Annotated in this window: 19 protein-coding genes; 3 read left to right on the top strand and 16 right to left on the bottom strand. The window is 44.0% G+C overall.

Annotated features, from left to right (window positions below):
- Window positions 1–79: 79 nt before the first annotated feature.
- A complete protein-coding gene (locus ACQCN2_RS18940; RefSeq protein WP_426930515.1) occupies window positions 80–253 on the top strand; it encodes a hypothetical protein in 174 nt (57 codons plus the stop codon).
- Between the two features lie 162 nt (window positions 254–415).
- Window positions 416–1,516, top strand: coding sequence for a PQQ-dependent sugar dehydrogenase (locus ACQCN2_RS18935; RefSeq protein ID WP_426930514.1), 1,101 nt, complete (start codon window positions 416–418; stop codon window positions 1,514–1,516).
- A gap of 93 nt (window positions 1,517–1,609) precedes the next feature.
- Here ACQCN2_RS18935 and ACQCN2_RS18930 read toward each other — a convergent pair whose 3' ends face one another.
- The 6 genes from ACQCN2_RS18930 to ACQCN2_RS18905 form a co-directional block, all read right to left on the bottom strand.
- A complete protein-coding gene (locus ACQCN2_RS18930; RefSeq protein ID WP_426930513.1) occupies window positions 1,610–2,449 on the bottom strand; it encodes a 1,4-dihydroxy-6-naphtoate synthase in 840 nt (279 codons plus the stop codon).
- Window positions 2,446–3,087: a futalosine hydrolase gene (locus ACQCN2_RS18925; protein WP_426930512.1), complete on the bottom strand. Its 642-nt coding sequence runs from the start codon at window positions 3,085–3,087 to the stop codon at window positions 2,446–2,448. Before ACQCN2_RS18925 ends, ACQCN2_RS18930 begins: the two co-directional genes overlap by 4 nt.
- Window positions 3,088–3,197: 110 nt before the next feature.
- Window positions 3,198–4,085, bottom strand: a complete 888-nt coding sequence (locus tag ACQCN2_RS18920; protein ID WP_426930511.1) for an HAD family hydrolase — start codon at window positions 4,083–4,085, stop codon at window positions 3,198–3,200.
- A 94-nt stretch (window positions 4,086–4,179) separates the two neighbouring features.
- A complete protein-coding gene (gene ulaA / locus ACQCN2_RS18915) occupies window positions 4,180–5,442 on the bottom strand; it encodes a PTS ascorbate transporter subunit IIC (protein WP_426930510.1) in 1,263 nt (420 codons plus the stop codon).
- A gap of 72 nt (window positions 5,443–5,514) precedes the next feature.
- A complete protein-coding gene (locus ACQCN2_RS18910; protein ID WP_426930509.1) occupies window positions 5,515–5,787 on the bottom strand; it encodes a PTS sugar transporter subunit IIB in 273 nt (90 codons plus the stop codon).
- A 3-nt stretch (window positions 5,788–5,790) separates the two neighbouring features.
- The gene (locus ACQCN2_RS18905) at window positions 5,791–7,863 is read right to left on the bottom strand and encodes a BglG family transcription antiterminator (protein ID WP_426930508.1); all 2,073 of its coding nucleotides are present in this window, start codon (window positions 7,861–7,863) and stop codon (window positions 5,791–5,793) included.
- A 237-nt stretch (window positions 7,864–8,100) separates the two neighbouring features.
- Here ACQCN2_RS18905 and ACQCN2_RS18900 point away from each other — a divergent pair, with 237 nt between their 5' ends.
- Window positions 8,101–8,748 carry a YHYH domain-containing protein gene (locus tag ACQCN2_RS18900; RefSeq protein ID WP_426930507.1) on the top strand — a complete coding sequence of 216 codons (648 nt, stop codon included), beginning with the start codon at window positions 8,101–8,103 and terminating at the stop codon, window positions 8,746–8,748.
- A 70-nt stretch (window positions 8,749–8,818) separates the two neighbouring features.
- Here ACQCN2_RS18900 and ACQCN2_RS18895 read toward each other — a convergent pair whose 3' ends face one another.
- The 10 genes from ACQCN2_RS18895 to ACQCN2_RS18850 form a co-directional block, all read right to left on the bottom strand.
- Window positions 8,819–10,561, bottom strand: coding sequence for an amidohydrolase (locus ACQCN2_RS18895; protein WP_426930506.1), 1,743 nt, complete (start codon window positions 10,559–10,561; stop codon window positions 8,819–8,821).
- 217 nt (window positions 10,562–10,778) lie between these two features.
- Window positions 10,779–12,524 carry an amidohydrolase gene (locus ACQCN2_RS18890; RefSeq protein WP_426930505.1) on the bottom strand — a complete coding sequence of 582 codons (1,746 nt, stop codon included), beginning with the start codon at window positions 12,522–12,524 and terminating at the stop codon, window positions 10,779–10,781.
- A gap of 107 nt (window positions 12,525–12,631) precedes the next feature.
- A complete protein-coding gene (locus tag ACQCN2_RS18885) occupies window positions 12,632–14,446 on the bottom strand; it encodes a PucR family transcriptional regulator (RefSeq protein ID WP_426930504.1) in 1,815 nt (604 codons plus the stop codon).
- Between the two features lie 124 nt (window positions 14,447–14,570).
- Window positions 14,571–16,427, bottom strand: a complete 1,857-nt coding sequence (locus tag ACQCN2_RS18880; RefSeq protein WP_426930503.1) for a beta-glucoside-specific PTS transporter subunit IIABC — start codon at window positions 16,425–16,427, stop codon at window positions 14,571–14,573.
- 190 nt (window positions 16,428–16,617) lie between these two features.
- Window positions 16,618–17,448, bottom strand: coding sequence for a BglG family transcription antiterminator LicT (gene licT / locus ACQCN2_RS18875; protein ID WP_426930502.1), 831 nt, complete (start codon window positions 17,446–17,448; stop codon window positions 16,618–16,620).
- A gap of 33 nt (window positions 17,449–17,481) precedes the next feature.
- The gene (locus ACQCN2_RS18870; RefSeq protein ID WP_426930501.1) at window positions 17,482–18,921 is read right to left on the bottom strand and encodes a 6-phospho-beta-glucosidase; all 1,440 of its coding nucleotides are present in this window, start codon (window positions 18,919–18,921) and stop codon (window positions 17,482–17,484) included.
- A gap of 193 nt (window positions 18,922–19,114) precedes the next feature.
- Complete coding sequence (locus tag ACQCN2_RS18865; protein WP_426930500.1) at window positions 19,115–19,669, bottom strand: TetR/AcrR family transcriptional regulator; 555 nt, start codon at window positions 19,667–19,669, stop codon at window positions 19,115–19,117.
- Between the two features lie 151 nt (window positions 19,670–19,820).
- The gene (locus tag ACQCN2_RS18860) at window positions 19,821–20,102 is read right to left on the bottom strand and encodes a hypothetical protein (protein WP_426930499.1); all 282 of its coding nucleotides are present in this window, start codon (window positions 20,100–20,102) and stop codon (window positions 19,821–19,823) included.
- Window positions 20,103–20,362: 260 nt separating this feature from the next.
- Entirely contained in the window at window positions 20,363–22,237 is a 1,875-nt protein-coding gene (locus tag ACQCN2_RS18855) for a vWA domain-containing protein (protein ID WP_426930498.1), read from the bottom strand.
- 3 nt (window positions 22,238–22,240) lie between these two features.
- Window positions 22,241–23,113, bottom strand: a complete 873-nt coding sequence (locus ACQCN2_RS18850) for an AAA family ATPase (RefSeq protein ID WP_426930497.1) — start codon at window positions 23,111–23,113, stop codon at window positions 22,241–22,243.
- Window positions 23,114–23,389 lie beyond the last annotated feature (276 nt).

The raw sequence follows: 23,389 nt of genomic DNA, 5'->3' as shown, positions 1-23,389 counted from the left end.
TTCCGAATTAAGCTAACCTTTTATGTAGAATCTGTTTTATAATAAGAGGTACACAACTTGGAATACTTGAGGGAAACGAATGAAATCCATAATCGTATGGCTTCCACTCTTAGAGCTTGTCATCGGCGCTTTAGTCTGTTTGCCGTTCGCAAGGAAGTTCAAAGAGGTCGCCTTTCTGTACATTGTTCAGATTGTTTTGTATGTCGTTCTGATGAATGGCGTATTTTTAATCGCATATCTTGCCAAACAATAGGAGATCCCCGGTTAATGGGAATCTCTTTTTTGTTTATCGTGTGCCACTTGATAGTCTGGAGTGAGCGATTAGGTAATCGGAATGGCTAGGGATGGAGTTGAGAACTGCCGTCTTGGCGATACTGAATGCGTAGGTTACTTGAGAATATGGAGGTAGCTCGTGATGTATCAAGCGTGGATAACGGTTCTTTTATTCGCTACCCTGCTCATGGGAGGTTGCCAAGCCAATCCAGTTTCAGGGACCCAGAATCAAACGATTCCCTATACGCCCGAGGTATTCGCCGATCATTTAGACATCCCTTGGGAAATGGTTTTCTCACCGGATGGTCGCGTCTTTTTTACCGAACGGCCTGGAACGATTCGGGTTATTCAGAACGGCAGCTTGTTGCCTCAACCCATGATCCGATTTACGGCTCCGTTCATCGCCAGAGGTGAAGGCGGATTGTTAGGGCTCGTCCTTGACCCCGCATTTGCGCAAAATCATTATCTCTATGTTTACCATACTTATGAGGAGCAAGGTCTGCTCTACAATCGCGTACTCCGTCTTCGCGAAAAGAATAATCAAGCATCAATCGACCGGGTGTTGCTCGAACGAATCCCGGGAAATGTGTTCCATAACGGAGGCAGATTGAAGATCGGGCCTGATCAGCGGTTGTATATTACCACAGGAGATGCCCAGACACCTGCCCTCGCCCAAAATCTGAGCAGTCTGGCAGGCAAAATCTTGCGAATTAACCTGGACGGGACCATTCCCGCCGATAACCCGTTCCCCCATTCACCCATCTACAGCTATGGACACCGGAATTCGCAGGGGCTCGCGTGGAGTCCAGCAACTGGCATTCTGTACAGCTCCGAGCATGGAGCAGTAGCGCACGATGAGATCAATGTAATTGAACCTGGGGCGAATTACGGGTGGCCACTGATCCAAGGAGATGAGCAACGTGCCGGAATGAAAACTCCGCTGATTCACAGCCATGAGACGACTTGGGCACCTTCTGGCATGTCCTTTGTCACGCAAGGCCCGTGGGCAGGTCAACTGTTGGTAGCCAACCTGCGGGGTGAACAAGTTCTCAGAATTCAATTTGTCCCCGGTAAAGAACCTGCTGTCCAGAAGGTTGAAGCGTTCTATCGGAATCAATTCGGAAGACTGCGCGATGTCGTGGAGGGTCCCGACGGTTCGCTTTATCTGCTGACCAATAATCGGGATGGGCGGGGAACTGTTCGGCCGGGGGATGACAAGATTATTCGGTTAAAGCCTAGATAAGTGCTCCTCTCACGTAATAAGGTTAAAAAAGCCCCTTGATTTAAACACAAGGGGCTTAAGCAGTTCAGCTAATCTATTGGTTTGGAGCACGCTCTACCGCAGCAACGACAAATCAAATTCAGGAACAAGTCCTTCCTTTGCCGCTCGGGTAAGCAGGGCCTCCACCGCAGCATATCCGTCCTCACCCAAATTGGCCGAGAACTTGTTCACGTAGAGATCGATGTGCGCTTTGGCTACATCCGTTGAAAGCTCTTGCGCATGGCACATGACGTACTCCTGCGAAGCCTCGGGATTAGCCCACCCGTATTCAACGGACGAGCGAATCCACCCGGCGAGCGCCTCCAGATCGAGTGAGCGACGGGCGATAATCGCGCCAAGCGGGATTGGCAAGCCAGTATCCGATTCCCACCAGTTCCCCATGTCTGCTAAGAGCGATAGCCCAAAGTTCTGATAGGTGAATCGAGCTTCATGGATTACCAGACCCGCGTCAATCTTGCCGTCACGTACCGCAGGCATGATTTCATGGAATGGCATCACCACAATCTCCCCGACACCACCCGGGACATGCTGAGCTGCCCAGAGTCTGAACAGCAGGTAAGCTGTAGAACGTTCACTCGGTACCGCCACACGACGGCCGGATAGTGAAGCCGCATCGGTTATTCCAGATGCTTTTCCATTCGAAAGCACCAATGGGCCACAGCCTCGACCCAGCGCACCGCCACACGGTAACAGGGCGTATTCGGACAGAACCCAAGGAAGTGACGCATAAGAAATCTTCATGACTTCAGGTCCATTACCATTAATGGCGAGATTGTTGGTAATATCAATATCCGCATACGTCACGTCAAGTTCTGGCGCACCAGAGACCAGTCCATGAACCCAGGCGTGAAAAATAAATGTGTCGTTCGGACAAGGCGAAAAAGCAATCTTCATCGTAACACCTCCAGTAATACTGAACCAGCCGCTTCCAGACGTTGCAACGCTTCCGGGATTCGCCACGCGGAACGATCGCGCGGCCCAACCGGGTTGGAGATGGAGCGGATTTCAAGGACTGGCACCCCAAACTGGTGTGCGGCTGTCGCAACTCCATACCCCTCCATAGCCTCGACGGTTGCCCCCGGGACACGTCCGGCGAGTTCCGATGCCGTTGCAGCCGTACCTGTTACCGTCGATACTGTAAGCACGGAGCCAGTAGTGACGGGAAGTCCTCTGTCTCGCATTGCCAAAGCGACCTTAGTCACCAGCTGTTGGTCAAGCGGAACACGAATAGAGCCGAAGCCAAGCTCGTCCAAGCTGCAAAAGCCTTCCGGGGTCTGCGCGCCAAGGTCGGCTGCCACGATCTCGTTTGCAACCACGAGTGAACCTACTTCCGCTCGGTCGACGAAGCCTCCACCAATTCCCATACTCACCACCAGATCGTACTCAGCCCTTGCCAAGGCTGTTGCCGTACTGGCTGCGGCTGCCGCAATCCCTACTCCGCCTACCCGCACGTCAAATCTGTCGTCACCGTCAAGCCCACGCAACACGGCGTCCTTCTCGGCTTCAACAGATACAATTACAAGCACGCGCATTCATCATTCCTTCTCTCTTCATCATGATGATGACAATCATCGAAATTCATCCTCATTTTAAAGGTACCTGTATATGGGCGGTCTGTAAAGAGGCCATGCGGGGTAGGGTGCTACCGGCCAAACTTTTGAACCAGATAGCGAGTTAAGCCATCTTCTTGATTAGTAAACTCGGTTACGTCATCCGCTTGATGTTTGACCCGATCTGGAGCATTGCGCATCGCAACAGCATGCCCCGCGAATTGAAACAACGGCAAGTCATTCTCGCTATCTCCCACCGCGAGGACATCAGCTGGCTCTAGCCCAAAGTATTGGAGCAAATACTGGACGCCAGTCGCTTTGGAGACATTGGCGACCATGATCTCCACATTATGATCAGAAGAAGGAAACATAGCGAAGTCGCTTTGCTGTTGGAGAACAGACAATTCCCGCCTCCACTCTGTTATCTGTTCCTGATCCCTGCTAAAGAAATAAATTTTGGCGACCTTATGGCCTGCAAGCGAGTCGCACCAATTGATTTCTTCACGTATCGCCTGCAAGCGTGACATCCATTCGCTCTCTCCCACTGATTCAGGCCGTGGAGAAATGACATGTGAAGGAAAGTACGCTTCATCTTCTCTGAGTGCGATGGGTCCTCCATCTGCGGGATGCACTTCATAATAGATCTGTTTGCTACGAGCTCTCCCGATCAGCTCTTCAATCAATTGCGGAGCAAGCGAATGCTGAACAAGCTGCTGTTCACCCGCAAACACCCCCATCCCGTTAGCCGTCACCACTCCATCTACTTGCAAGCCATCAGGTAAAATTTCCTTCACTTCCCATAGCGTTCTTCCCGTTGCGATAAATACCAACAAACCTCTTCGTCTTAATTCAAGCAAATAATCGCTCAGGCTGTCATTCACCTGGTTATCCTCATTAAGCATCGTTCCATCCATATCCAGCGCAATTGCCTTCACCTTCACCGTCATCCTCATCCATCCCATCCATTTCGAATTCATCATCTGTGACGCCCTATACGAAAGAAAAGCCTACAGTCCATAATAGACCCTAGGCTTTGACGTTACAGTTATTTACAACGAGCGTTTATTCTATCCATTACTGAAAGATCGACATGATTTTGCCTAAAAGGATCCCCACTACACCAAAGTCCGCATCCCCGAATGTGGTACCTTCAAAGCCAAGGGAACCAAGGACTGGCAACAACAAGGCTGGCAAGAAGCTAATCAAGAGACCATTGGCGAATGAACCGATAACAGCCCCACGACGTCCGCCTGTCGCGTTACCGAACACACCCGCTGCCGCTCCTGTGAAAAAGTGTGGAACCAGTCCAGGCACGATGACTTTGAGACCAAAAACTGGAAGCAAGAACATGGAGATAAGGCCTGCTACGAAACTGGCGAAAAATCCAATCACAACCGCGTTAGACGCAAATGGGAAAACGGTCGGACAGTCCAGGGCAGGAATCGCATTCGGAACTGCTTTATCCGCAATCCCTTTGAATGCCGGAATGATTTCAGCGAGCAAGATCCGCACACCCGCAAGCACGATATAGACACCAGCCGCAAAGGTAATCGCTTGTAAAATGGAATACACGATGTAGTTTTGACCACTGCTCAAATCCTGTTCGACAAATCCAGGTCCAGCGGCAATAGCGACGACCAGAAACAGAATGGTCATGGTAATGGAGACAGAAACAGAAGTATCTCGCAAAAAGCCCAAAGATTTCGGTACTTTAATATCTTCCGTGGATTTTTCCGGATTCCCGATCCATTTTCCGATTAAGCCGGAAACCAAATACCCGAATGATCCAAAGTGACCCATTGCAATATCATTAGAGCCTGTAATTTTTCTCATGAACGGTTGAAGCATGGCTGGAGATAAAACCATCAATGACCCAAGAATAATCGAACCGATAACGACGAGCGAAACTCCTTTCACACCGCCAGTAGACAAGATAACGGCGATCATGCAGGCCATAAACATGGTGTGATGTCCGGTTAAGAAAATATATTTGAAGCGAGTGAATCTAGCTAAGAGGATATTCACGACCATCCCAAATAACATGATCATAGCAGTTTCCGCACCGAAAGATTTTTGGGCGAGAGCAACAATGGCTTCATTATTCGGAATAACCCCTTGAACCGCAAACGCTTTATCAAACATCTTGCCAAAGGAACCCAATGCCCCGATCAAAATCGTAGCACCAGCCCCTAAAATCAGAAAGCCCATGATGGTTTTCAAGGTGCCAGAAACCACTTCCGCTACACCTTTCTTCTGAAGCAACAAGCCTACTAGGGCGAACAGTCCAACGAGTATCGCGGGCGTCCCTAAAATATCCTTCATAATTAAATCAATCATACCCTGATCATCCCTTCATAAAGAAAACTTGGAGATTCAAGCCTGAAAAATTATGGATCCGCCAAATTCTTTTTAGGATTTAAAGTAGCCTTGCAGAACTTCTTTGATTTCCGGTTGGCTGAGGATATTTTGCAATCCGATGACATAGCGCTTGCCATCCTCCAATTGACCGACAATATCCTTCGAACCAAGATAGATATCCGCATGCTCGGTTTTGCTTGTCGCCAAATCGGTATGAGATACCTCAGCTTCAATCCCTAATTCATTCAAGATTTTCTTCACGTTCATTTCCACAATGAAGCTGCTGCCTAATCCATTTCCGCACACAACCAAGATCTTTTTCATCTTTTATTCCCCCTGCTGATTTGAATATTTGGCAATATACTGCTTGATCACTTCTTTATCGTCGGCTTCAATTAGTCGATCCGCATTGTCGTCTTCCGAGAGCATCATGGAGAGCTGTGACAAGGCTTTCAGATGCGTTTCGTTATCTACCGCAGCCAGAACAATAATGAGCTGTGCCTGATGTTGAGGTTGATCCGAGAAAGCGACGGGTTTCTTCAACCGAAGGAATCCCATCCCCACACGGTTCACGCCTTGTTCCGGTCTCGCATGAGGCAAGGCAATCCTAGGAGCGATGACCACATAAGGTCCATTCTCCTGTACATTGTGAATCATCGCCTCGATATACGTTTCTGTAACCAAGTGGTTTTTAACGAGAGGCAAAGCAGCTAAGCGAATCGCTTCCTGCCAATTGGTGACTTCATCTTGCAGTTGGATATATTCATCCGTTAACAGTTCCTTCAACACTGGTTTGTACCCCCTTCCAAGAGAATGCTTGGATTGTTGCAGTGCTTGTCTAATCTCTTCTAGTAGTAGGACTTCATCCTCTATTCGGGCGTGCTTCTTCACGATATTCACGATCGTTTGAGCCGTAGTGTTGGTGTACGAAGCTCTTGGCATTGTTTCAATCTCATTCAACAGATGTACCCTGTCCTGATCAGTCAGGATAGGCTGCACCAGGATAATCCGATGACGAGGATTGATAATCTTCGCCGTGGAGATGACAATTTCCACTTCTCCATGAAATTGCTCATATTCCCTCAACGTGATCGGGCCGAGTAAATCAATATTGGTGAACAATCCTTCCAATTGCTGAACCAACAGCCGGGAAGTCCCTACACCATTGGCACAGACAAGCAGGACGCGTTTCTGTGTAATCGGCATGATGCCTTGCTTGCGCATCCATCCGCCAAAATGCAGCGTCAGATAGGAGATTTCCGCATCCCTGATGGGCTTGCCCACTACTTCTTCAAGTGGCGCAATACTTTTCTTGGTCAGTTCATAAATATCCCGGTATTGCTCCTGAATCATCTCAGTTAACGGATTCGCAAGCTCAATATTATAGATAAAACGATAGTAAGCAGGCTTCAGATGGATGAATAGATTCCGCTCCAGCTCTTCTGGTTGGTCAAACACGACACAGGCATATACCTCGAATAATTGAATCATTTTGTGGATGGCTTGCTTTAAAAAAAGCATGTCATTTTGCTCCGTAGGCACATCAATTTTGTTTACTTTGGCGCTTAGGAGCATCATGGCCATGTAGCATTTTTCGTCTTGAGGCAATTCGATATGGAGTTCTCTCTCAAGCTCTGCCACCATCTCATACTGCTTGGTTGCGGTGATTGGCCCTGTCTGTTCAGGCAAAAAAGAAACCAACCGACCCTCCAGGATTCGTTTTACAAAGAACGCAAGCAGATACCGCAATTGATTCCCGTAGTCTTCCGCGAATTGCAGCTCCAACGACTGTTCACAAACAGCAAGCCATTGACGGATCAACTCCGGGATAGATCGACCATCTCCTCGATGTAGAAATAATCCGTTCAACAAGGGTTCGTGTCCGTTATGAAGCAGTGCCGGAATATACTGACTCAGCAACTTGCGGATGTTCAACTCATGCCCGTCAATCGTATAACCTTCTACTCGGGAATAAGGCAGCTTGAGTCCATACAATTGGATCTCTTCGCGGAGTTGTTTAATGTCCATAAGAATCGTGTTGCGGCTTAAACCAGTTCGCCTGATACACTCGGTTGTGGTAATTCGCTCGCTTGAACCCAACAAAAAGAGCAGAAGATACATCTGTCGCTCATCTGAACGAAGCACCAAGGCATCCGGCTCGGCTCTCTTCCACTCCTGCCGAATCCGTTGCTTGCTTGTTTCATCCAGATAAAACCCTTTGGCGTACATATACTGAACTTCCCGCAGCCCAATTTGCTTGAGCCAATAGTTGATTTCCTCGATGTCGTAATAAACCGACCGTCTGGAAACCCTGAATTTATCCATCAGTTCTTTAATCGATACGTATTGATGAGATTGCAACAATAACTGCAACAACTGATTTGATCTTTTGTCTAACATGGTGGCCACCTTTTAGAACTATTTACAATTTCACTATACACCAGCTAGAATTCAGCAGTTAGACCGAATCCATCTCAACCAGTTGTGCAAAAAATGGTCTGTTTGCGATCATTAATCTTTAAACAGTCTCAAAAAATGTACATGGAATATGACGGAAGCCGGCAAAATTCTTGTATAATTATTTTGTCAGCTTGGAATTTTCAGTCACACATTATAAATAAGAAAGGTAATGATCTAATGAGGAAGTTTTGGTTAGCACTGATTGGATTATCGTTGCTTTTTACCACTTCCGTTGTTTCGGCACACCCTGGAAGAACTGATTCAAATGGTGGTCATACCTGTCGGACCAACTGCGAAAAATGGGGGCTATCCTACGGACAATACCACTATCATAACGGTGGAGGATCTGGCAGTTCTTCAGGAGGATCTTCAAGCGGCCAAACCAAATCCAACTACAAAAAACCTGCCAAACCAGCCGTTGTCATCGTACCAATTGTGGCGGTAGATAATGCCACGGTTTACTCTGAGCCACAAGCTGTGGAAGTTTACGAGAAAGGGTATATGGATTATGGTTCCCTTGCCTATGATCAAGGCAGCTACTATGAAGGGTGGTCCTATCTAAGCTTTGCTGATGGTTCTTATGGATATGTCTCCAAAAATCTGCTCACACAGTATAAAGTCATTGCCGCGAAACAGGTTACCGTTCGGGGTGAAAAGGGTTATCTATTTAATATCCCGAGTGATAAAGGAAAAGTGCGTGGAGTATTCTCCAAAAATGCAAAGGTGAATGTCGTTGGGGAGAATGGAAACTTCTACTTTGTATCCACTGTGGATTATAAAGGAAATCCGCTGAAAGGATTTATTTCAAAGTCAGTGTCTTGGTAATTATAGTAAAAAGCGCCAGATCATTTGATCATGGCGCTTTTACATTATTTAGGGTTGCTTTTTTTTTTGTTTATTTTCCCGTCGCATCGTGGAAAGTTTCTTTTCCACCTGCCATCGTCATTACTACTTTTGTATTCATAATTTCTGTTGCGGGGATTTTGAGGATATTGTGGTCAAGCACAACAAGATCTGCTGTCTTCCCTTGTTCAATCGATCCAGTGATCTTATCTGTAAAGTTAGCATACGCATTGTTAATTGTGAAGCTAGCAATCAAATCCTCAACCGATGCTTTTTCTTCAGGTCCAAGTACTAAATTAGGATCGGTATTTCCCGGCATCTCTCTGGTGGCACCAAATTGTATTCCGTATAATGGATCAAAATCCCACGTAATTGGGAAGTCACTAGCAGAGGCCACTTTTACTCCGTTTTTGATAAAACTCTGCCAAGGGTACTCATGACTCGCTCTTTCTTCTCCCAGATACGCCACTTCAATTTTATCGTAATAGCCTGGGGATTTCATGAACCAGTATGGGTTAAGAACAGCGACTACACCCAAATCTTTAAAACGCTTGTAATCACTTGGTTGAACGACTTGCAGGTGAGTCATCTGATGGCGGGAATCTCTTTTGCCATTCTTCTCTTGGGCATATTGCAAACCATCCAAAGTTTCCTTGGTAGCTGCATCTCCGACAGAATGAACATGCAAGGCAAAACCTGCTTTATCCAATGCTGCGGCAGTCTCGTTAAAGACTTGAGGGTCCCATTGCGGTTTGGCAATGTGGTTATCGGTAAATGGCTCAATCATTGCAGCAGTTCCACCCTCGATTACACCATCCATAAATACCTTCACCGAGTTTACCTTGACGGATGGTCCATCATTTAATTTGTCTCGTTCTTCAACCAAGGTTTTTACTTGAGCCGGACCTTGGGTAGGATCAGTCGCCAAAGAAACACGATATTTGAGTTGAAGCTTGTTTTCTTTTTCAAGAGCTTTGAGTGCATTAAGGGCGTTACTACCTGGAACAGCTAACGCAAGGTGAACGGAAGTAACTCCTTTTTCTGCTGCCATTTTCTCGTAGGCTAAGATCCCTTCCTTGTACTGTTCCACAGTGTAATCAGGAACAACCCCTTTAACCAGGTCTTGCGCTGTCTCACGAAGTGTACCTGAAGGTTCTCCAGTAACGGCATCCCGCTCAATTACGCCGCCCTCTGGACTCTTCGTATCTTTGGTGATACCGGCCATTTCAAGAGCTTTAGAGTTCACCCATACCGAGTGATGGTCTCCTGAGGTTAAAACAACAGGTATATCTTTCACGATTTGGTCAAGATCCTCTTTTTTCGGACCTTTACCAGGGAAGACAGGATTTACCCATCCAAATCCCGTCACTCCTTTAAGATCAGGGTTCTTCTGAACAAATTCCTTAATTTTATTTAGATAACCCTCCCGTGATTCTTCTTCAACCAAATTCACGGCGAAGATTGCTTCAACGGCTGCAGTTACATGGGAGTGACCATCAATAAAACCAGGCAGAACCATTTTTCCTTCGAGGTTAACCACTTTGGTCTTTGAATTCTGATAAGGTTTTACTCCCTGGTTCGTGCCAACATACACAATTTTTCCATCTTTGATCGCGATGGCTTCTGCATAATCTCGCTTTTGGTCCACGGTGTAAACGGTCCCATTTTGCAAAATAACATCTGCCTTTTTACCGTCGACAATCGTTTGATTAGGTGCGGCCTGAGCAAATCCTGTGAAAACTGAACTTAATAAGAGTGTTGCGATACTAAGATTAATCATCTTTTTCAGTTTCATACAATCACCTTCCTGGAGTACATACTCATTCGCTTTCTTCAGAATGAATTTTATAGAATAGAACTGGCCTCAAATATGTCCATAATGGAGGAAAAATGAACTCTTTTTCATCCACGGTGAACATATCTCCAAAAATGCGAAGGTGAATGTCGTTGCAAAAAAGCGCCAGATCATTGATCGTGGCGCTTTTACGTTATTCGGGGTTATTTTTTGTTCTTTATTTTAACGTCGCATCGCGGAAAGTTTCTTGTCCTGCTGCCATTGTCATTAATACTTTTGTGTGGCCAATTTGTGTTGCAGGGATTTTGAAGAGATTCTGATCAAGCACAACAATATCTGCTGCCTTCCCTTTTTCAATCGACCCGGTGATCTTATCTGTAAAGCTCGCATACGCTCCGTTAATCGTGAAGCTAGCAATCAAATCATCAACCGATGCTTTTTCATCTGGTCCCAATATTCCCTTAGGATCGGTATTTCCCAAAGCCTCTCTGGTGACACCTACTTGTATTCCGTACACCGGATTAAACTCATACGTAACCGGGAAGTCACTAGCGGAGGCCACTTTCACACCGTTTTTGAGAAAACTTTGCATTGGATACTCATGGCTCGCTCTTTCTTTTCCCAGATAAGCCTCTTCAATTTTGTCATAATAGCCAGGCTCTTTCATGAACCAGTATGGATTAAGAACAGCGATTACACCCAAATCTTTAAAACGCTTGAAATCACTTGGCTGAACGATTTGCAGGTGAGTCATCTGATGGCGGGAATCTCTTTTTCCATTCTTATCTTGCGCATATTGCAAACCATCCAGGGTTTCCTTGGTAGCTGCATCTCCGATAGAATGAACATGCAGGGCAAAACCTGCTTTGTCCAATGCTGCGGCGGTCTCGTTAAAGACTTGAGGGTCCCACAATGGTTTGGCATTGTGATTATCGGTATACGGATCAATCATTGCAGCCGTAGCGCCTTCGATTACCCCGTCCATAAATACCTTCACCGAGTTGACCTGAACGGATGGTCCATTTAGTTTCTCGCGCGCTTCTACCAACGCTTTTACTTGAGAAGGACCCTTGGCAGGATCAGTCGCCAAGGAAACACGATATTTAAGATGAAGCTTGTTTTCTTTTTCAAGAGCTTTAAGTGCCTTCAGGGCGTTACTACCTGGAACAGCCAAAGCGTAATGGACAGAAGTAACTCCTTTTTCTGCCGCCATTTGCTCGTATGCTAGAATTCCTTCCCTATACTCTTCTTCAGTGTAATCAGGAACAACAGCTTGAACCAGATCCTGAGCGGTCTCACGAAGTGTACCAGTAGGTTCCCCCGTAACGTCATCCCGCTCAATTACGCCGCCCTCTGGATTCTTTGTGTCCTTGGTGATACCGGCCATTTCAAGGGCTTTAGAGTTCACCCACACCGAGTGATGGTCTCCTGAAGTTAAAACAACAGGTATATCTTTCACGATTTGGTCAAGATCCTCTTTTTTCGGACCCTTTCCAGGGAAGACAGGATTTACCCATCCAAATCCCTTCAAGCCTTTAATATTAGGGTTCTTTTGCATAAATCCCTTAATTGTAGATAGATATTCCTCCCGTGAATGTTGTTCAATCAAATCCACGGCAAAGAGTGTTTCAACGGTTGAGGTTATATGCGAGTGGCTGTCAATAAAACCAGGCAGAACCATTTTTCCTTCGAGATTAACCACTTTGGTCTTGGAGTTTTGATAAGGCTTTACTCCTTGGTTCGTGCCAACATATACAATCTTTCCATCTTTGATCGCGATGGCTTGGGCAACATCTCGTTTTTGATCAATCGTGTAAACGGTCCCATTTTGCAAAATGACATCTGCTTTGTTACTGATAGAGTTGGGAGTTGGTCCATTGGGTGCAGCAAGGGCGAATCCTGAGAAAACTGAACTGATTAAGAGAGATGCAAGAGTGACTTTTAGAGTCTTTTTTAGTTTCATACAATCACCTTCCCTGGCGTGTTTACTGTTGGATGTCTTCAGGACAAATTCTTTAGAAACAGAAGGTAGAGAAATATGTACATCATGGAGAAAAAATGAAGTCTTTTTCATTCATGGTCAACGTTTTTTTGTTCGAACAAATCATATAGCTTAAATGCTAACATGAGATTGAACCGTTCTTCCGGATCATCGAGCTCGATTTGTAACAAATCGGTGATCTTCTCCAATCGATACTTCAATGAACTTCGATGAATGAAAAGATATTCTGCCGTTTCCTTCAAATTCCCGTTCATGGTTAAATAAACCCGCAATGTATCAAACAGATCTTTTCCCTTTTCGTTTCCATAGTTCAATAAAGGATCCAAATATTTCTTGATAAATAAATTTGTTGCAAAACTCTCTTTAAGATCAAATAATACCGAAAAAGCACCAAGATTGTCAAAGTTTTGGATTTTTTTGTTCGAGAAACGGTTTCTTAGAATTTTTAGAGCTTGAAGGGCTTGGCGATAACCTACGTGAAAATCCTCCATAGACTTGGTGCTAGAGCTTATCCCTAAAAAAACATCAATTCCTGGCAGAGTCTGTGAAACGGCATCTCTTATCTGGTTATATATCTGTGTCCAATAAAGGTTACTCTCGTGTTCTTTTTGATCCGGCACGATCAGAACATAACGTCCTTCTTTTTGCGTTACGATAATATTGCGATTAAATAATTGTAATTTTGTTCTGATTTGTTCCCAAATCCAACCCATTCTGAACTTTGTGGATTGCGAATCCTGCTCGCTCTGTTTACATTCGATAGCAAATACCCCAATTCGATTGGGTTGAAATAGATTGAGGTTGAACAAATTGGCATAGCCTATCATGTTTTCTTTGTTTTCGATCTTTTCCTGGAATAGCTGATGGATAAAACCGTCTTTGGCCTGTTCTTTTGCGTCGACCACCAGTTTTTGCTTCTTGAACTGAATGGCGTAAACATCCAAGGCGTAATTCAGTGTCATTCTCATTTCGAGATCAAAGTCTGAGGGATTTGCTATCACGCCCAAATAACCAAATAACTCGTTGCCGCAAATGACCTTCCATATGCCAAAATGATTATCTTCCCCATCTTGAAGCCAAAGTTCTCGATCAGGCGTATTCACCAAATTCCATCTGTTCGTATCCAGTTGACTTACGATCTTCTCTAGCTCCTCGTTGCTTTCTCCTATGTAGAAACTGGAGATTGGATGCAGGAACCGATCAAATAAAATGACGGTCCTTCCAATCAAATGAGAGAGGGTTTTGGTAATCTCAAAGTAATCGTCGCCTACCAGTGTTTGCGTGACTAATTCTTTAAAGTGGACGATTCGCTTTTTCAACCGATCCTTATCTTCCAATTCGGCTTTCAATTTCTGCTTTTCTGTCTCTTTATTTTGAACCGTTTCAATCAAGATGGCGAAATCCTTGCCAAATTCCCTAAATGACTTGTACGCCTTAACATTCAAGGGAACTTCCTTCCGATAGCCAACAACACAGACATCAAAATTCCTAGAATCGCTTTCTTTAATCGGGAAGGTAAACCAGGTAACAAATCCTTCATTCTCAAATTCTCTTAGAAAATTGCAATGCTTCCATTCCTCGATTCCGTCCATCGAACATTGCGGTTTGGATAAACAGCATTCCACACAGGACGAACATGAAAAGGGAAGCTTCTTCTCATAGCTTTGCGCTTCTCCTCTACTTGTTTTATTACTCAGAACATCTTCTACTTTTTGAACAATCGAAACATAGTCACAGCCAAACTCAAACCAAAAAGACTCTAATAAAAATTGCAGGGCTTCTTCAACGGTTTCCAATTTGACTAAACTTCTTGCGGTATTGCGCAAGTGCAAATCGATTACTTCAATCGTATTTTCCTCCTGACTCCACTCCCATCTGTTCAATAATATCCCCCATTTCTTATCATCTGTTAGAACATCCACCGCTATTATATATCTACCAACAAAAAATGGTTTCGGCAAATTGCTGAAACCATTTTTTGTTCACAATGTTCAACTTCTTACTAATTTAGATGCTAAGGCTTAACAATGCTTCCCGTTCGTTTACGCTCTTCTGTGAGGTTGGTGTAATCTTCGTGTAATTGGATGTATTGGTTACAATGATAGGAGTTACTACTTCATAACCCGCTTCTTTGATTTTAGCGATATCAAACTCTACCAGAAGGTCGCCAACCTTTACTTGGTCACCTTGATTGACATGAGAAGTGAAGTACTTACCCTCTAATTGAACGGTATCGATGCCGACATGAATCAAGATTTCCGCTCCACGATCGGATACAAGTCCAATCGCATGCTTGGTTTTGAAAGCGACGGTCACGGTTCCATTCACAGGTGACACAACTCTTCCCGCAGTCGGTTCGATCGCGATTCCTTTCCCCATTGCTTCTGAGGAGAATGTTGAGTCTGAAACGTTCGCTAGCGGAATTACCGCCCCTTCCATCGGGCTTACTACTTCTTCATCCGACTTTACTTTTGTATCTGTCGTCGTTTTATCGGCTTCATCCTCATCTACTGGGTCCTCAAATCCTAAAATGTAAGTGAGTACAGCAGAAACCACAAATGCTGCTGAGATACCAATGAGTAGACCTGTAAAACCTTGACCACCAGGACCATAGAAAATAGGAAGTGTCAACAAACCAGGTGCACCGGACGCAAACGCTTGAGTGCCCGCTTGAGCAATGATCGCTCCACCAACAGCACCACCGATAATACCGGAAATAAATGGACGTTTCAATGGGAGTGTTACCCCGTATACAGCTGGTTCTGTAATTCCAAATAGTGCAGTAAGCGCAGATGATCCCGCCAATGATTTCAACTTTTTGTTTTTCGTTTTCAGCATTACCCCAAATGCGGCACCAGTTTGAGCGAATACGGAGGCTGCTGCCGCTGGCTTAATGCCATCTCTTCCGAATACTGCAATGTTATTGATAAATACAGGAACCAATCCCCAGTGGACACCAAAGATAACGAGTATCTGCCAGCTAGCACCTAAAATGGCGCCCGCGATTAATGGACTAAAATTGAATACAGCAATGATTGCGCTTGCGATGCCGTTACCTGCGTTGACTCCAAGCGGTCCAAATACAATGAGTGTGAGGGGCACCATGACAACAAGCGATATCAAAGGCGTTACGAAGTTCTTTACACTTTCATGAATCAAACGATTACATACTTTTTCAAGCTTACTCATGACAATGACTGATAAGATAATCGGAATAACAGTAGATGAGTAGCTCATCATCGTTACAGGGATTCCAAAGAAGGTTGTGGCTACATGTTCTGTCTTTAGAGCTACAATGGAAGGGTATAACAATGCTCCTGCAATTGTTACTGCAGTAAATATGTTTCCTTCAAATTTTCTAGCCGTTGTTACCGCTAACAGTACTGGCAGGAAATAAAACAAACTATCCGCCGCTGCCGATAAGATGGTATAGCTAGTTTCCGTTTTTTGTAGCCAGCCAACATTCAGTGCGATTAACAGCAATCCTTTTAATATCCCCGCTCCGGCCATTGTACCAAGCAGCGGAGCAAAAATACTGGAAACCACATCAACAATCCGGCCTAAGATATTCCCTTTTTTCTCTTCCTTGGAAGGGCCTTTTTTATTCGAATCACTTAAAATATTCGATATTTTCCCGATTGCGCTATATACCTCAGGAACGGTATTCCCGATCACAACCTGGAATTGTCCCCCGCTTTCTTTAACAGTGATAACTCCTTGGGTATTTTCCAATTTTCCTTTGTTTGCTTTGGTTGCGTCCTTTAACACAAAGCGTAATCGTGTCGCGCAGTGAACAAGTGATTGAACATTCTCCTCTCCACCTACTGAGTCTACAATTTCTCTTGCCAACTTCTCGTAGTTCATGACATGCACCTCCGTTTTTTATTATTGGGCAAATAAAAAACCTAAGCCTTAGAAAATAGTAGACTTAAAAAAGTCCTACATTTTCCACGACTTAGGTTTTGCCTGCGTAACCAGTAACAATCCTAATTTCTAGTAAAGCGTTTTCAGTTCTATAATTCTATCATAATAAAACTTTGCGTTTTGTCAACGATTATGTGTTGACTACTCGTTCGATGTGAATCGTTAGATACAGCATTTCCTCATTGGTAAGGGTATGATTATATTCTTTTTTAATATATTCTTTGATTTTTTCGGTACATTTGGCCGCTTCTTTATGTTTTTGCTTGATCATAATATAAAGAAAATCGTCATTGTTTTCATAATGCTTTCCTTGAAAAACACGCTGAGCGAAAAATCGTAAATGAGTAATCATGCGATAATAGCTTAACGAATCCTCTTCAAATTCCACATTGAAGTGATACTTCACAATCGTAATGATTTTTTGGATGAATTTCGTAATGCTCATTGTGTTTGAAATTTCTTCATTCATTTCCGCGTTAATAATGTGAATGGCAATAAAGCCTGCCTCATCTTCGGGCAGGGCAATATTAAACTTCATCTTGATTTGTTCCAAGGCTTTCAAACCAACAGAAAACTCTTCTTTATAAAGCTGTTTGGTTTCCCACAATAGCGCATTTTTGATTTCGATCCCTTTGCGATGCCGTTCCATCGCGTAATTCATATGATCGGCTAAAGAAACATAGATGTTTTCGTTTAATTTTTTCCCTAAACTATTTTTGGAGTACTGAATAATATCCTCAACAACCACCATCAAATCCATTGGAAATTCACGAAGAAGCAATTTAAAATTGTCGGAGGTTTGTTTATTTTTCAAGGCAAACACTTTTTCGATTTTCTCTTGGTCTACTTCTTCTCCTGATTTTTTCTGAAAAGCGATGCCTCTTCCCATGATCACAAGCTCCGTACCATCTTCCTGTAAAACACTGATGACATTATTGTTAATAACCTTTGCTATCTTCATGTTCTTCTCCTTCCTTGACATAGGAGATCTTTATCAGCTGTCCAAATTTTCTCCGTTAGACATAATCACGTTTTTATACCAATGAAAGCTCTTCTTTTTGATTCTTTTGAACGTTCCTCTTCCTTCATCATCTCGATCCACGTAGATGTAACCATAGCGTTTTTTCATTTCGCCTGTGGAGGCACTGACTATGTCTATCGGCCCCCAGCTTGTGAAGCCAATAAGCTCGACACCATCTTGAATCGCTTCTCCCATCTCGGCGATATGCTGTTTCAAGTACTCGATTCGGTAATCGTCGTTGATTTGCCCTTCAGGCGTTACCTCATCGACTGCGCCGAGGCCGTTTTCAACGATAAACAACGGTTTTTGATAGCGGTCATAGAGCTGGTTTGCTGTGATCCGCAAGCCTTTCGGGTCAATTGTCCATCCCCATTCTGATTTGGTCGCATAAGGGTTTGGGACTGAACCAAATACGTTGCCACTTGTCATATTTCTCATGACTTCCGGGTCAGTACTTATTGTACGACTTGAATAGTAGCTAAAGCCAATAAAATCTACCGGATGATCCTTCAGAATTGCTTCATCTTCGGGCTCCATCTCAATCTTCACCTGATGCTCTGTAAAAAAGCGATTCGCATATGGCGGATATTCTCCGCGCGACTGCACATCAATGAAAAGGTATGTTTCACGGTCCTTTTCCATCGCCTTGAAAACGTCTTCAGGATTACACGTATAAGGATAAAATGTGCCGGCAGCCAGCATACAACCAATTCTCGCGTCCGGAATGATTTCATGACAGGCTTTTACAGCTAACGCACTCGCGACAAGCTGATGATGCGCCGCTTGATATTGAATTTGTTTATTAATCTCTCCATCTTCAAAAACAAGTCCCGCACCTAAGAACGGCAAATGAAGAAGCATATTAATTTCGTTAAATGTCATCCAATATTTCACTTTTTCTTGATAACGGGTAAAGACTGTTTTGACGTATGTTTCAAATAGATAAACAAGCTTGCGGTTTCTCCAGCTGCCGTACTTTTCAACCAAGTGGACAGGTACATCAAAATGCGCAAGCGTAACGACTGGCTGAATCCCCTTTGAGATCAATTCATCAAAAAGATCGTCATAAAACTTCAAGCCCGCTTCGTTTGGCTTCTCATCTTCTCCGGTAGGAAAAATACGCGCCCAAGCAATTGATACACGAAGGGCCTTGAAACCCATCTCGGCAAACAAGGCAATGTCCTCTTGATAACGGTGATAGAAGTCGATCGCTTCATGGGAAGGATAAAACTGACCCTCTAGAGGAGTTAGAGCTGGAACGGCCCCCTTCATCATACTCCGTCTCATTTGGCCGGACGGTAATAAATCGACAATTGTTAATCCCTTGCCATCTTCTAAATAGGCTCCTTCCGCTTGATTGGCGGCAATTGCTCCACCCCACAAGAAATCCTTTGGAAATTGGTAATTTGACATTATACACCCTCCTTTTTATCGTGAACCATCGATCAATAACTTCCCTCTGCGATTTATCAAATAAAAAACCTGAGCCAAATTAAGCACGCAGCAAGTGCATGCAATTCAGATCAGGTTATGCCCTAATGGTAACATTCCCATAAACTATGTAATTTAATACTAAATCTAATCGTTCTTTTGAGTAATGTCAATCCTATCTCAATAATCGTTCTAACTGATTCTTCACAATTGTTACGAACCCATTCCCCAACACGCGATCATATTGGAAGGCTCCCTTTAAACAACAAATAATGGTGACCGCCAATTCATCCAATTTCTCAAAATGATGGATTTTCCCTTCCGTCTTCGCCTCAGACAGCATCTTTGATAGAAAAGTCAACTCCATTTGGCTGAGTTCTTTTAGCCGCTCTTGAAGACTTAGTGGTAGAGACTGAAAATCGGATTGCAGGGAAGTAATCGCACATATTTCATTTTCCTGTAACCATGAAAGTCTGCCTTCGATATAACGGTTAAACTTCTCTTCTATTGTCGGAAGCTGATCAATGGTTTGAAATGAATTGTACAGGATGTGCTGCAGTTGTTCGCATACAGCAAGTCCGAGGTCCTCCTTTTTCTCAAAGTGGTAATGGATACTTGCCTTGGTGACTCCCAACTGCTTGGCCAAGTCATCATAACTAAACGCGACATACCCTTTTTTCTGTATCAGTCTTAGTGTCAGGTCAACGATTTGTGATTTACGACTTTCCATGCCGCTATCTTAATTGACTAGTAGGTAAGTGTCAAGAATAAATAAAGGTCAGCCCATATAGGGACTGACCACTACGGTATGTGATACGTTCAACTTGGAACTGACGGACTAGTCTCGCAGTCTCCACATCACAAAAAGATGAAATTAGAAATTACTTCTCGTTGGCGTCAGTAGGGCCATTCAACGTGTAAGTGTACGGTTGCTCGGATTTTACAACTGGTTTCACTTCGTCTTTAGTAGTTGTAGCAGTTTGGTTATCTACTGGTTTCACTTCAGTAGTAGCGGCAGGAGTTGTAATAGTGTTGGCTGCTTCGTGCATGGAATGTCCGAAGTATACCTCTGTTGAACGATCAACTTCAGCAAAAGCTGCTGAGCTAACGGAAAGAGAACCTGCTAATACAGCACCAGCCATTAACATTTTCATTTTATTCATGAGAATCACCGTTCCTATCATTTTTAAGTATTTTTCTTACTTACTAGTAGGTAAGTATTGAAGGCAAAAAAATATGATGTGAAGACTACTACCAAATTGAACAATCATTAACCGCTGATTTATACCCTTATTTTACTTGGGAATTCTAACCTCTGTAAAGCGATTTTAGAACTTATTATTATTCTTTACTTACTTTCATTTCATAAGGAAACGAGTAGCATGAGGACCGATTACGTAGAAAGCTCAGTGCGTTCCGCTTTCTACGTAACCAGTAATTTCCCTAAAAGTGTCGCCACTGATTCCGCAAGATACTCCATATCGTGCAAAGCTACATAGAAATTGCCGTATAGCATTTTCATCATGGCAAAGTCCTTATCATTTAACTCCTTATTCGACAGGTACAAGCCAATCACATTGATCCCGTGCTTTCGGGCTTCCGCCACGGCTTTATACGTATCAAGTACACCATCCTCGCCATAGTTTGCGGCTGAGGGCTCTCCATCTGAGAAGACCAACAGGAATTTTTGCTTTTCCCGGCGGCTTCTAAGCATCGCACAGCCTTCACGAATCGCAAAACCGTCACGATTATCCTCCTGTGGCTCCATCTGAAGAATCGTACAGCCGACCAATCGCTTGTCACAGTTGTCATACGTGATCACGGGCTGAAAATAGTTGTTAGATACCCCTTTCTTCAGTGCGGATGACTCCTCCCAAAACCCGATGACATTATGGGGAATCATGAGTGCCTGAAGCGTTTCATGAAACAGGATGGCGGCTTTCTGGACCTTGTCCATCTTTGTCGACATAGAGGAAGAACAGTCAATGAGAAGTGAAAATACGGCATCTTTTTGCTTGGACTCCTGCTGCCGCTTGATAAAAGGTCTTGGATTTTCATCCGTTACCAACGGAATCAGCTTTTTACCCAGCCTTCCTTTTAGCAAATTGGATCGATGCTCGTTGCGCTGATGTTCGATGTACTTCTCCAGTGTTCTCACTAATGCCATTTGGTGATGGGCTAGCGATAGCGCAATCTCCTGATACTTCCCCCATTCCTTGTAATTAGGCGCGAACGGGTCCAGATGAATGGCAACCGGCCCTTTATATTCAGCGGCTTGCCGATCTTCGTCCGTGTTTTCCAGAGACATTTTCTTTTCGAGCAGATTCTGAATATCGTAACTTCGTTTGTTGGTTTGCACAGAATTTCCCTGTATCGACGCGAATACCTGATCGTTGGCGTCAGACATTCGAACGTCATCCCCTACAACATCTGTGTTGGTTCCTTCCTCCACGTCAAATTGAAGCAGCGATTGTTCAGAGGTTTCCGTATCCTGATGCCAGGTCATCATTTTTTCTTCCGCCGCTTTGTTTTGGTCGTTTTCCTGATCCTTTTTTCCGGTTGATATTACTTCATCTTTTCGGCAAAGATCGTCAAAAGTGATGGAAGAGACAGTCTGTGAAGAGATCCCAAAAAACTGTTCTTGGCAATCTTTTGTATACTGTTGATCGACCACTGCCATTATCTCCTGGCAGAGGGACATCACATCTTGGGTGCTTTCGGTCTCGGTGATTTTGGCAAGTGTTACACTCATTCTAGATTCGGAGGTTATGGCTGAATCAAACGGTTCCGCCTTAGTAGCATGGAGGTAAATACGATAAAACAGCTTATCCAAATCATAATCATGGCTAATCGAAGAGCGTAACTTTTGCAGAAAGTTTTTTTGATACAGCTCTTTTCTTTTGGTAAAAGCTCGAATCATTCCCGGCCGTAGATCAAGGCAATTCTTTTCGATCCGCAAATCTTCCAACAAGCAGAATAGCTGCTTCGCGAATTTGGGATTCCGATAACGTGTGGCAGCATCCAAAAACGAGGAAAAGACCGATAAATCACTAAAATGAATATTCCCGAAGCTTCTCAAATAGACGTCGCTCTTCCGGCCCAGGCTTTTTGATTCCTCGTCAAAAAAATCCCAAAATCGGCTGACATAAAACTTGTGCTCATGTTTCTCGATCCGAGCGTATAGATCGAATTCTACAATCGCGTCTTGATCTTCGGCTAAAACCTTTGCGATATCGGTTAGCTGCATCAAGTCCATCCAATCGAGGTTGGTCTCAAGAAATGAGAAAAAGGGCTCCATATCCTACACCCCAAACACCGTTTCGGCAATGTTTTTTACGACGTCTTTTTCTCGCTGGTCATCCAATTTATCAACGATCGCACGGGTAACGGCACGAAGAGGCGGCATATAACAACTTAGGTCGCAGGCATCCAGCAACCCCCGGATGGAAGCCACTTCTTCTGAAACCTGTCCGGTTTTGACCATCCGAATAAAATCAGCGGAGAGTTGAACAAAGGATTGAAGCAACTTCTCGTCTTTTAATTGCGATTGATTCTCCAGCAGGCGTTTTAGTTGATCTCCTTGCACGTAAGGAACTTCCACTACAACAAAGCGGTTTTTTAATGCCTCGTTAAGCGGTGTCGTTCCGACGTACCCTACATTCATCGCGGCAATCACAGAAAACCCTTCCTTCGCTGTGATCACCTCGGCTGTAAATGGATTCGTTATAGACCTTCTATAATCCAACACCCCATTTACGATTGAAAGCACATCCGGTTTGGCTACATTCAATTCGTCGATATACAGGAAGTTTCCGTTCTTCATCGACTGAATAACAGGTCCATCGATAAATTGAATATGTGCCTTGTCTTCTTCATGGGTTAAGGTCTTAAACCCGAGTAACGCTTCCGAATCCAGGTCAACGGAGCAATTGATTGATTGAAGGCTTTTGTTTAGCAGCTTAGCGATATACTCTACTAATTTGGTTTTTCCGCTGCCGGTACCACCTTTTAATAACAGATTCTTTCCCATGGCAACAGCGACCAAGGCATCGTAAAGAATCTCCTTACTCGGAGCAATATAATCACCTTCATATATCTTCTCATTCTCTAGCAACTGGTTAATTTCTAGCTCTGATCGTAACAATTGCGCTGCCTCTTTTCTTTTTGACTTCATGATGCTTTTACATTCTAATATTCTATCTATTTCTCTAGCCTATTCCAATTGGAAAACTTAGCCTCAGTCTGGGTGGTTCATTGTTTCAACATGTTCATCGTTTTATCTACTAAACAAAAAACTCATGAAAGCTATCTAGAGAAGATAGTTTCATGAGCTTCATTGTATTATTCCCTGAAAACTGGATACACTCGATATGCTAAGAGATTAAAACGTGGATAAGTCCTCGACCGATTAGTATTCGTCAGCTCCATGCGTTACCGCACTTCCACACCG

Origin of the sequence: Brevibacillus ginsengisoli, assembly GCF_050113715.1 — a bacterium.
GTDB classification, from domain to species: Bacteria; Bacillota; Bacilli; order Brevibacillales; family Brevibacillaceae; genus Brevibacillus_H; species Brevibacillus_H ginsengisoli.
This window is presented reverse-complemented; position numbering and strand designations above follow the sequence as displayed.